At 58.2% G+C, this 11,273-nt stretch carries 11 protein-coding genes; 4 read left to right on the top strand and 7 right to left on the bottom strand.

All coding sequences use genetic code 11. From position 1 onward, the window contains the following. Nucleotides 1-5: 5 nt before the first annotated feature. The 5 genes from Q1A32_RS22325 to Q1A32_RS22345 all read right to left on the bottom strand — a co-directional run bounded on the left by Q1A32_RS22325 (nucleotide 6) and on the right by Q1A32_RS22345 (nucleotide 4,522). The gene (locus tag Q1A32_RS22325; protein ID WP_299048842.1) at nucleotides 6-350 is read right to left on the bottom strand and encodes a type II toxin-antitoxin system RelE/ParE family toxin; all 345 of its coding nucleotides are present in this window, start codon (nucleotides 348-350) and stop codon (nucleotides 6-8) included. Beyond that, nucleotides 337-594 carry a type II toxin-antitoxin system ParD family antitoxin gene (locus Q1A32_RS22330; RefSeq protein WP_299048839.1) on the bottom strand — a complete coding sequence of 86 codons (258 nt, stop codon included), beginning with the start codon at nucleotides 592-594 and terminating at the stop codon, nucleotides 337-339. Before Q1A32_RS22330 ends, Q1A32_RS22325 begins: the two co-directional genes overlap by 14 nt. Nucleotides 595-648: 54 nt before the next feature. After that, nucleotides 649-1,938, bottom strand: coding sequence for a plasmid replication protein RepC (gene repC / locus Q1A32_RS22335; RefSeq protein WP_299048836.1), 1,290 nt, complete (start codon nucleotides 1,936-1,938; stop codon nucleotides 649-651). Nucleotides 1,939-2,153: 215 nt separating this feature from the next. Continuing rightward, a complete protein-coding gene (locus Q1A32_RS22340; protein WP_299048834.1) occupies nucleotides 2,154-3,170 on the bottom strand; it encodes a ParB N-terminal domain-containing protein in 1,017 nt (338 codons plus the stop codon). After that, nucleotides 3,167-4,522 (bottom strand): ParA family protein, encoded by a 1,356-nt coding sequence (locus Q1A32_RS22345; RefSeq protein ID WP_299048833.1) that lies wholly within the window; start codon nucleotides 4,520-4,522, stop codon nucleotides 3,167-3,169. Before Q1A32_RS22345 ends, Q1A32_RS22340 begins: the two co-directional genes overlap by 4 nt. 719 nt (nucleotides 4,523-5,241) lie before the next feature. Between Q1A32_RS22345 and Q1A32_RS22350 the strand changes: the two genes are divergently transcribed. The 4 genes from Q1A32_RS22350 to Q1A32_RS22365 all read left to right on the top strand — a co-directional run bounded on the left by Q1A32_RS22350 (nucleotide 5,242) and on the right by Q1A32_RS22365 (nucleotide 9,758). After that, a complete protein-coding gene (locus Q1A32_RS22350) occupies nucleotides 5,242-6,114 on the top strand; it encodes a site-specific integrase (protein WP_299048831.1) in 873 nt (290 codons plus the stop codon). A 10-nt stretch (nucleotides 6,115-6,124) separates the two neighbouring features. Then, entirely contained in the window at nucleotides 6,125-7,327 is a 1,203-nt protein-coding gene (locus Q1A32_RS22355; protein ID WP_299048828.1) for an IS91 family transposase, read from the top strand. A 591-nt stretch (nucleotides 7,328-7,918) separates the two neighbouring features. Further along, nucleotides 7,919-9,001: a ribosome small subunit-dependent GTPase A gene (gene rsgA / locus Q1A32_RS22360; RefSeq protein ID WP_299048825.1), complete on the top strand. Its 1,083-nt coding sequence runs from the start codon at nucleotides 7,919-7,921 to the stop codon at nucleotides 8,999-9,001. A gap of 4 nt (nucleotides 9,002-9,005) precedes the next feature. Continuing rightward, complete coding sequence (locus tag Q1A32_RS22365; RefSeq protein ID WP_299657987.1) at nucleotides 9,006-9,758, top strand: VOC family protein; 753 nt, start codon at nucleotides 9,006-9,008, stop codon at nucleotides 9,756-9,758. Nucleotides 9,759-9,967: 209 nt separating this feature from the next. On the opposite strand, the gene Q1A32_RS22370 is transcribed toward Q1A32_RS22365, so the two are convergent. Further along, a complete protein-coding gene (locus Q1A32_RS22370; protein WP_299048878.1) occupies nucleotides 9,968-10,669 on the bottom strand; it encodes a hypothetical protein in 702 nt (233 codons plus the stop codon). Nucleotides 10,670-10,839: 170 nt separating this feature from the next. Beyond that, nucleotides 10,840-11,085, bottom strand: coding sequence for a hypothetical protein (locus tag Q1A32_RS22375; protein WP_299048822.1), 246 nt, complete (start codon nucleotides 11,083-11,085; stop codon nucleotides 10,840-10,842). Nucleotides 11,086-11,273: the final 188 nt, after the last annotated feature.

Raw genomic sequence — 11,273 nt, forward strand, 5'->3', positions numbered from 1 at the left:
CGTGGTCAGCCCTCCCCGCCCTTAAGCGCCGTCAGCGCCGCGACGTGACGGGGCAAATCACTCCGGGAATGCAAAATATCCACGATGATGACCTCGTCCGGCCGATTCAGAAAAATCAGGAAGTGCTCCCCTGCCCTGATGAACCGAAGATCCTCGGCACCATCGACCAGGACCGAGCACCTTCGGCTGTACGCCTGGCCCTGCAAAACCGCCTCACACCGCGCGAGCAGTTCTGCTTCGTAGATCTCCGCCTGACGCGGACCGAAATTCTCGATGGTCCACCGGGCGATCTCGACCAGCTGGCTTCCGCGCGACGCGTCAGCCGGAAGGATCGGCTCATGAGGTGGCACGTGCTTTCGCAAAGGCGCGGCGCACCGCATCGGGCCCACTCCCGTCGGCCAGGTCACCGCTTTCCGCCTGTTGAAGTCCTTCAAGCAGCCCTTTCCGAATACCCGCAAGCTCGGCCTCTTCTTGCTCGAGCAACCGCAAACCAGCGCGCATTGCCTCGCTCACATTCTGGTACCGACCGGAAGCCACCAAAGCCTGAACCAGTTCATCCTGGGTCTCCGTGAGAACCACATTACGTGTGACCATGACAAACCCTCCGCGTTGGCAATATATGCCAGTGGCTTTCCGCGATCAACGTCCTCACGCCGCCTGTCCGCTCAACCGGCCGTAGAAACTACGCTCCAGATGCAACTCCCCCGCCCCGGCTTTTTCGGTCATGCCGCGCAGATATCCACCCGCCGACGCCACTTCGCCCTTGGCATGCTTGTCAAAGACCAACGCCATCGCCGCGGCGGCCATCTGTTTGCCCATAACCTCCTGCGCCGCCAGCCAAGCATGGTCCGAGATCCCAATGATCTTCTTCAGATCACCGGCAATCCTGTACAGATCACCCCAGTCCCTCAGGTATCCGCCCATGTTTCGTGCCCAAAACGCGAATTCCGGACAGGCCTGCATGACGGTCGCCACATCCACAGCCACGCCTCGGGCCGGTTTTGCCCCCTCTGCCGCCTCCCCTTCCCGTTCCGACCTCTCAACCGGCACCACGGTCGATCTTTCGGGTGCCACGCCCGCCGCTTGCTCAGTTTCTGAGCGATTACTAGTTACAGGATTGAGTTGATTTGTAGTTAGTATATGAGGGTCGGAATTGACCTCCTTGGGGTCCATTTCTTGAGTCTTGTCACTGATCTGTGCTTCGTTTGATACCGGGTTTTCCACAACTTTATCCGCGCGAACAGATTTGAGATAGGCCTGCTCGACGCGCTGTTGCAACTCAGTGAACCAGCCGAGAATTTGCTCGAGCGTCTCGGAGGCCGCATTGGTGCGTGGAAGACGGGTCAGAAGACTGTCGAAGAGCTCCAGATACCGCGCCCAGGCGCCGCTGAGCGCGTTTTGAAGGGCCGCCTCGATCCGCGCCCGGATCATCCGCCGTGCCACGGTGATCTGACGCTTCAGACGCTGGCAGAGCGCGCGCTCGACCTGGATGTGTCCATAGAGCTCAGTGAACTCCTCCACACGGGCCGCCATGGGCGACAGATCAAAGCCATAGGCCTCGATGATGTGCCCATCCGGGTTCCGCCTGCCCCAGCGTTTGCCATTGGGGCTGTCCTTGAACGCGATCACACCGACTTCGGCCAGGCGCCTTGCATGTCGCTTCAGGGCCGACAGAGAAAAGCCCGTCTGCTCCATAAGGTAAGCGTTCGAGGCCCAGACGATCGGCCGCCGGCGCGCCTCCCAATCCTGGGGCTGCGTGAACGCCCCGAGTGTATCAAGGAGCATCAGATCGCTTGCCTTCAGCCCGATATGCGCGCCAACGCGCTTCACGGCCACGAATGCCTCGTTTTTGGGTATAGATTTATGTTCACCGGCTTGAGCGAGCTGTTCAGCTACGCCAAGACCCGGTGTCGGCTTGCGCCAACCTGTTTGTGTCATGCCTGTATTTCACCTCCTGTTTTGTGGAGGCAAAAGAAACCCGTTCGCTCAGAAGCGTTCATCGTTGACAGAGATTCATGAGAGACTTATCTTGATGGCGACCAAACCGATAAGATCAGCTCTCAGGCCCTCAGCTTGGGTGCTTTTCTTTTGCCTTTAGGTCACTTGTTCGTCCTCTTGCTCGTTGCCTCAATACAGAGATGCCTTTCAAGGGATCACTCCTTTGACGGCTCCTCCTTGTTCTTGCTCAAGTACTCCGCGATCAGGTCGCTCAGTTCCTCGAGTTGAATCTTACTGATCGGCACACCCGACGCCTTAACCGAAAGACTCCCGTTTGCCGACGTTAGCGTTAGGTTGCGATTGCCCACTTTGCGCTTTGCAGTGAACTTCTTTGCTGTTTTCTTAGCAGGCGTTTTGGGCTTGGACTCAAGGCTTGCCATCGCGACCTGAAGGTCCCGGAAACTCATTTCATAGGCGTTCTTGAACGTGTTCAAGATTTCGTCTTTCGAAGCGAAAACTGCGCGCGCGCGGGACACGATGCTCTCATGAACACCAATGCGTGAGGCAAATGCAACTGCGGTCAGCTTCTCTCCCGCTTCCTTCAACGCATTGTACATTTCACCGATAGACAACAGGCGCTCGAAGGCGCCGAGATTTTCACGGGCCTCGTTTTCTCTGAAGCGCAGAAAAAGCATCTCGAACTGGGCGTTGTTCGCTGAGCGCAGTTCAGGGGGAGCGAGGATCGCTCGGAGCTTCCGATTGAGTTGCACCGACGCTGCGTGTCGACGCCGTCCGGTCAACAGGATGAACGGCACATGATCCGCGTCTGTCGGATCAAGCGGGTCAGGCGTCCAGTTCGGGTCTTCAGGCCAAACGAGTATGGGCGTATCTTGACCATTCGCCTCGATACTCTCGACCAGCGCCTTGAAGGCCTCTTGTTCCATCCAGTCTTCACGACGGTCGGAACCCAGCGGATCGCTCACTTGGTCGGGGCTCAAGTTGAGTTCATGTCGACCATTTAGAATATCCGCAGCGAGCTGCTCCCTGCTCTGCTCGACCGCAGCCTGTGACTGTGCAAGCGCTCCGGCTTTCCATGCGCTTCCCGCCCCCTTCAGAGGCTTGGGAACGGCTTCAGAAGGAGCGGTTATTTCATTATTGTCGTGCTGATGTTTGTCTTCTTTAGACTGGCTGATGGCCTTGGAGACCAAAGACCGTGGGATGCTCCGCTTCATGCTGCATCCTCCCCGTCGTCGTCATAGAAGTCATCCATCCAGGCGTTAGCATAGCCGCGCTCCAACCCTGGCCAAAGACGGCTAACGATCGCGTCGTTGACCGCATCCGCATTCGTTATGAAACGATTGATACCCTTGCGTTTGCCCGGAGTGTCCGGCTCATACTCATAGACGGACTGATAGACGTCCGATGCGTTGGAAATTGCGTCGGATCGCAAATAGAAAACGGGCAAGATTTCGGTGGGGCAATGCTCCAACAAGTTGCCGATGTGGTTCAGGTCTTGAGCGTTGGAACGCTGCACTATAGTTGGAAGCAGCATATTCGCACCTGAGCCTATCTCGATCCGCTCGTGTGCAAGGATGTGTTGCAGCATACCAAGCAGGCCGGTAACAAAAGTTGAAAGCGTCGCGATATCAAATCCCTTCATTGTCTGAGGAATGACGAGCGATGAAGAGGCGATCACGTTGTTAAGTTGGAACAGTGTCAATGCGGGCTGATAGTCGATAATGATGCAGTCCAGCGTCTCCGTCAGAGCACTATCCAATTTTTCGACGTCGACCTTACCGTCCTGAACCAATTCGTTGGGTGCAGTCTGGGGCGGATGTCCTTCTTTCCACCGATCGATTGCATCACGAAGATACCGGTAGAAACTCTTTCCAGGCGGCGCTTCGCGCACCAATCGGGCAATTTGAATCTCACCTTCAGACGTCTCACCATGAGCAGGCAGGAGCCGGAGCCCTGGCCAAGAGGTCTTTAATAGAAAGCCGTCGAGTGTATCCGCGTCGTGGTCAGTGAATGGCGCCTCGTCAGACTGGAACAGACCGGCAAAATCCACCATGGACGCGGTGTTCTCGTCCGGCATTTGAGGAAGCCCCTCGCCACCTACAAAGTAGAGCGTGATCGTGCTTTGAGGGTCGGCATCCATGACCCCGACCCGCATGCCGTAGTGCAAGCTGAGATACTGGGCAAAATGGGCGGCACTCAAGCTTTTGGCGGTCCCACCTTTTTGGCTTGCAAAAGAAATGACTGGGAGTGGATCGTCCGGCTTTCGCCAAGCCAAGTAGTCGTAGGGTCGTTTCGCCGACGCTGCCAGAAGAGCCCGCATGAGCATCAATTCTGACAGGGTGAAGACGCGCTCGCGCCCAACGTATTCACCCGCAGGGAAGTCGTCGTTCGCGTTGGCGAACTTCGTAAGGTATTGTATGCTGACATTCAGAAAGCGCGAGCACTGGCGCATTGACCAGGTTCGTTTTATCCGCTGCCTTAGCGTCAGTTCCTTATTGACGGCCACCATTGTGCGCTCAAGCCCGCGCGACAGGTCTGTCAAAAACTGTTCAAGGTTACCGCTCATGATACTGTCCCGACATCGGTTGATTCCGAGTTCGACTCGATTCTGCCTCGATAGTAGCATCATTTCGGCGGAAAGATAAAGATACCACACGCATAGACGGCTTGAGGCGTTTATTTGAGGGCATCCCACATCAAATTTGCGTTTCTTGAACGCGTTCAAGATTCAGTTCAGATGACGGGCGAGGGCAGGGCGCTGTCAAACCTTGGTGGATGGCTTTTACCTCCCGAGGCCGACGATGCGAGTAATCCTTAAACCGCTCTTCGGATCCCGCCTGCAATCGCGGGCCACCAGCAAAAGCTCGCGATCACAGGAGCTGCATTAAGTTCCATCACTAAGAACCTGTCCAAATTGCCCTCGAAGGAGTTCGCTGTAAAAAGCGGCAACACGGTCGCGGGGCAGGGGAGCGACACCTTAGTGACCCCTACCGGTGTCAGGAAGAGAAGTATCGCCATAATCTTCTTGGGCCTCGAAAGAGTCGGTCAAAGTGCGTCTGATAGACTTTAGTGGCAGCGAACAAGAATGCTGCGCGGCACGCTCGTTGACTTCAGACATTGCCACACGGCACTCGTGAAGGCAGGAACGCGGACGAGGACGAAACCGCTCTCGCGGTATTGGCGCTTGAGGTGAGTGAAACGCGCTGATCGGGGCGCAGCGATTTGGTAGATGGGCGCGCCTGTCGGACGATTGGGACCTTCTCAATCAGATGACAGGAGGTTTCCATGTCCGATCAACATGTCCCCGCTTTGCGCCGGCGGTTTCTCGAAGATATGCGCATCAAGGGTCTGCAGCCGAAGACGCAGACCATGTACCTGCGGGCGATGCGCGACTTAACGCAATTTCTGGGCCGTTCGCCCGACACGGCGACACCTGAGGATCTGCGCGCCTTTCAACTCGACATGAAGGAGAAGGGCGTCGGCGCACCTACCTTCAACAACCGGCTGAGCGTCCTCGGCTTCTTCTTCTCGGTGACCTGCGCGCGTGGGGAGATGAAGCGCCACATGCGTTATCAGCGTCTGGCGAAGAAGATCCCGGTGGTGCTGAGTGCCGAGGAGGTCACCCGTATTCTCGAAGTCGCCCCTGGGCCTGGCCTCAAGTACCGGGCCGCCTTCAGCGTGGCCTATGGCGGCGGCCTTCGAGCCAGTGAAGTGACCCATCTGCGTGTGCCTGACATCGACAGCGATCGGATGCTGATCCGCGTCGATCAGGGAAAGGGCCGCAAAGATCGTCACGTGATGCTGTCGCCTAGCCTTCTGCAGCTCTTGCGCGACTATTATCGCGAAGCCCGTCCCGCAGGCTGGCTCTTTCCCGCTCGCAACCGGGTCGACCCGATCTCTACCCGGCAGTTCAACCGCGCGTTTGGGGCGGCTTGCGACTTCGCCGAGATCAAAAAGAAGGTGTCACCCCACACCCTGCGGCACAGCTTTGCCACTCACCTGCTGGAGGGCGGGACCGACATCCGTGTCATCCAGGTTCTGTTGGGTCATGCCAAGCTGGAGACCACAACGATCTATACCAAGGTGGCGACCAAGACGATCCAGAGTGTGACCAGCCCGCTTGATCTTCTGGTGCGACGGGAGGCTGGGTCCGGCTGATCCCGGTCCTATGTCCCGCCCCAAACTGGAGGTCGCGGATATCTTCCGCGCCCATGGGCCTGCCTACCGCCATGAACACGCAGGGCATCTGAACCTGCCGCAGTTGAAGGTGATGTCTGCGATCGAGGCATGCCGGACCGCCGCCCTCGGCGGTCACGTAGCGGCCTGCACCAAGTGCGGTCACCAGCACGTTGCCTACAACTCGTGCCGCAACCGGCATTGCCCGAAGTGCCAAGGGGCCGCGTCGCGGGACTGGATGCAGGCGCGTATCGAGGACCTGTTGCCGGTCGAGTATTTCCACGTTGTCTTTACCCTGCCGGCTCAGATCGCGGACATCGCGCATCAAAACAAGGCGGCGGTCTATGGCTTGCTGTTCAAGGCATCCGCAGAGACCCTTCTGACCATTGCCGCCGATCCGAAGCATCTCGGGGCCCGGATCGGCATGACCAGCGTGCTGCACACATGGGGCTCGGCGATGACCCATCACCCGCACGCCCATGTCATCGTGCCAGGTGGCGGGCTGTCGCCGGATGGCACCCGATGGATCGCCAGCCGCCCGGGGTTCTTCCTGCCGGTGAAGGTCCTGTCGCGGCTCTATCGGCGTCTGTTCATCGAAGGATTGGTCAGGCTGCACAAAGCAGGCAAGCTGGCGTTCTTCGGCGATCTGTCGAAGCTGGCTGATCCCGACACCTTCCAGTCCCATCTCTCGCCGCTGCGCAAGGTCGACTGGGTCGTCTACGCCAAGCCCCCATTCGGCGGCCCGGAGGCGGTCCTGGCCTATCTCAGCCGATACACCCACCGCGTCGCGATCTCGAACCACCGCCTCATCAGCGCGGATACCCGCACCGTGGCTTTCCGGTGGAAGGACTACCGGATCAAGCGCGGGGACCGGATGAAGGTCATGCGCCTGCCCACGTCCGAGTTCATCCGCCGGTTCCTCACCCATGTCCTGCCGTCCGGCTTCCACCGGATCCGGCACACAGGCTTCCTGGCCAATGGTATCCGCCGCAACAGGATCGAGAAGATCAGATGCCTGATCAACACGGAGCGAGAGCCGGATCAGACGACCGGCAAAGACGGGCGTGCCGATGCCGACGAGCAAGGCCTGAACCGGAAATGCCCCAGATGCGGCGGCGCGATGCGCATCATCGAAACCTTCACCCGCGGCCAGACTCCGAAATCCCGCGCGCCGCCATGGGGGGACGCCGCATGATCCACCCATCACACCCGGCCCCGCGGTCCCGACACGTCGGACCCGTCAGCGTGGCCATTCGACCAAAACCAGCATCGGAACGGGCCGATGACGGCGAAAAGAGATATCGATCCGCGACATTCGACCGGGGCAATCGACAGGCCGACAGTCCTAAACGACAGCGGACCCGAAGTTCGGCGCACCGGTTGCCGAAGACCTGAAGCACAATCCCCATAGCACCGAAATCCGCCCGCGCTTTCCTCCTTGTCAGGTTTATCGCCGCTGGATGGCAAGCATCCAGCAGCCACAACCCTTAGACAAATCTGACATACCCTTTTTCCCGTCGAATGGCCGCTTCCGATAACAATGAAGAGTTCCAAATCAGCCGTCAACGGTTGCAGTTTGCATGTATTCATCCTATGTGCAGATCATCTGAAAATGGAGATTTCATGTCCCGGTAAGGAAGGGAGGCAGCGCGCCTCCCGGAGCACATACAACGTCTAGAGCAGTTCCGTCACTTCGTATCTGACGGACAGATTTGTTGTGCACACTCTTTTCCTACCATTGGCGCCCAAACCTGACTTGGGCCAGAGACATGAAAGTGGACACCCTATGATAAGGGATTACTCAGACTTCCTTCCGCGTCGCACGCGCGACGCCGGATCACACGCCATACTCAGCCCTCTTCAGGCACTGGGATGGCAACCGTTTTTCGCCCAACAGATCAGCGTAGAGGATTTGTCAGCGACACCTCCCATTCGCATTGTTGAAGTGCATCGCAGTGGGCTGCACGCCCTCGGTGACGGCATCGATACGACCCTTCCTCCGAGGGCTGATGTAACTGTTGGGGACTGGCTGATGCTGGATCCCTCGCACCCGCGATCCAGTCGGCTTCTCGAGCGCACAAGCCTCATCAAGCGGCGCGCGCCCGGCACCGACCGGCAGGAACAACTGATTGCGGCGAACATTGATACGACCTTTATCGTCACGTCCTGCAATCAGGACTTCAAAGTGGCACGGCTGGAACGTTATGCCGCCCTGGCGTTTGAGGCACGGATCACGCCTGTCATCGTCCTTACAAAGACCGACCTTGTGACGGATGCGCAAAGCTACATCGACGCAGCGCGCTCGGTGTCAGAAATGATCGACGTGGTCGCACTTGACGCACGCGGTTCTGCTCCGAAAATGGAACTAGCGGCCTGGTGCAAGCCGGGCAAGACGGTGGCGTTCCTCGGCTCATCCGGCGTTGGGAAATCAACCTTGGCCAATGCGTTGCTCGAGAGCCAATCCATCGAGACCCAGACCATTCGCGAGGACGACGCAAAGGGTCGGCATACGACGACGCGGCGCGAGCTTCATGCGATGCCCAATGGCTGTCTGATCCTGGACACTCCGGGCATGCGGGAATTGCAGCTTACCGATGCGGCGGAAGGGATCAAGGATCTCTTTGCCGATGTTCAGGGGTTGGCCGCGCGGTGTCGATTCAACGACTGTCAGCACGAGACCGAGCCGGGATGCGCTGTTCTGAACGCCATTGATGAGGGCCTTCTTGATGCTGGCCGGCTTGGCAGATGGCGCAAGCTCATGGCCGAAGACGCGTTCAATTCCGCGAGCCTTGCGGAACGCAGGTTGCGCGACAAGGCGTTCGGCAAGATGGTTCGCGGTGTCAAAAAACTCAAAGATGTCAGGAGGTGAGACGATGACGCAGTCGAAAGCAGGTCAGATCGTATGGCATGACCTTTTCACATCGGACAGGGAGTGTTCGATGGCATTCTACCAGCACGTTGCCAACTGGACGTACGAAGTCGAGCGGGCATCGGATTTTGCCTGGGGTGGCGGCGAGAAGGATTTCATCCTTGCCCTATCTGGTGACGAAGCTGGTGCCGGGTTGGCCGAGACGCCTGCCGAGCAGGAAAATGGCTGGACCGCATACATCGAAGTCCCCGATGTCGACGTAGCGATCAAACGCGTCGGCACGCTCGGAGGTAAGATCGTTCGGGAGCCATTCGAAGTGCCGGGTGTCGGTCGCAATGCACTCGTCCGCGATCCGCTCGGTGCTCTAGTGGGGATTTCACTGTCTCGGCACAGCTTTCCTGTGCCGCGTCAGCAGTTCGGCCCAGAAGTGTACGTCAGCAACGGCACTGACTTCCCGCAAGCGTTCTATGCCGAACTCTTCGGATGGCAAGTCTCTCCCGCGACAGACAAGAATCGTGTCGCTCTCCTCGGACCTAGGGGCGTTCTTGTTGCAAACCAACATGCCGCGTCTTGGTCAGCCGGTTCAAACGCGGCTTGGGTCCCGTGCATCAAGGTTGCTTCAGTCTCTGATGCCTGCCGTACGGCCGAAACCAACGGGGCGCGTCCGGCTTCTGTGGTTATCAGCGGAGCTGTTCAAGCCCATAGCCCCATCCTGTGTGATCCAGACGGCGCGCCGTTTGCTCTTGGCATCGAATAGACGACCAATTTCTAGCACTCGCCAGTTCTTCACAGGAACTGCAGAGCGGACATTTGTCCGCTCTGCAGCATCGGTCAAATAGGGCTCCTTTGAGACTTTCGCGGCGTCAACTTCGAAGGGCTGCATTCAGCTGTTGGCCAAAGGCAGCGCCTAGATTTTGTCGATGCCTAGGCTTCGGTAGGGTAGCTTCGGTAGGGTAGGGGGTTCAATCAGTAGTTCACCTGCTCGAACCCATAATTCCCCTCGTAGTCGCGCCAATCCACGAACACAGAACGATGCCAGATGTTGGGACAGGACTCGCCCCAACGCTCGAGACCAACGTGCGCCGCGGGCAGGGCGGTCGGCGACGAGCGTGACCACGAAAAGTCACCCTGGATTCCGTAGGTACCGAGCGAAACCACTGCCGTCCTGTTGCAGTCGCCATCCCGGCCCGATTCACGCTGTCTAGCGTAGCGCACGTCATAAACTCGGATTGAGCGGACGAAATTGAATTCTGGCCCACTGATGTCGATGTCGGCGCGTTCTTGAACGAACTGCAGCGCGAAGCCATCTGGGAGAGTATCGGGCGGTGTCGCGCCACCTCGAAAGACGGCTGGCATGACTTCGCTCCATAAGGATGTCTGTGGAAGAGGAGAAGAGTAGGGCAGGGGGGTCTCATCCCCTTCGTTCATGATGTCGTAGAGACGAGCGGCCGGACTTCGTTCCGCTCCTGGCGAATACGACGCCGCCATCGGACAGCGCCAGATCTGTAGAGGTGGCTCAACCGGCCAAGGCGTGATGCGGCGGATGAACTCGGCACGCGCTCGGGAGCAGGGGACGGATGCGGGCCATCCACCAGAAAGGCACAGAAGGATGGCGCAGTCGATCGGATAGGTCTGAGCACGGAGCCTGTCCGGGAACCCGACTGACATCAAAGAACCAAGCAGTGCGATCGTTGCGATGCGATTGACCAATTTGACCATGTGGGCACTCCTTGGGACGTCGAGTTTCACCCAAGGTTACATCATTGATATATTATTGTCACGTCATGTATATTATTGATGGCTGCCTGCGAGATAACGCTGCCCGTTTGTCAGTCTGCTTACTGCGGCGATCTTTTCGAAAGCGCTTCCAAATACTCAAACACAGCATCCGCATTTGCAGTCCGTGCGTTCTCAAGGATCTCAGGTCGCAGGGGCGGATCAATCACCTCGGCTTCGCGCGCTTCGTAAAGCCACAGGATCGAAAGCTCCGCTGTGTTCCACAGGTGCACTAAGCCGACGACACGGCCACCTGGCTCGGAAAGCAGCCGAGCAACCTTAACGCCTTCTTGCTTGTCCTCGCTCACCGTACTGGTGTGCTCCGGGCTCCCATTTCGGGCTTCGTGTTTGTCATCGCCTGTTTTCCGTACTGCTCAGTTGAGGGGTAGGGTGATTTTCGGCTGGGTGGCCTCTGCGCGTGGATTCTCAAGGTTCGTTGCGACAGTTTCCGCTATCTCAGTTTCATGAGTTCTTCCCTGAATGCTTCTGTCGGGGT

The sequence above is a fragment of the uncultured Tateyamaria sp. genome, assembly GCF_947503415.1.
Taxonomy (GTDB): Bacteria; Pseudomonadota; Alphaproteobacteria; order Rhodobacterales; family Rhodobacteraceae; genus Tateyamaria.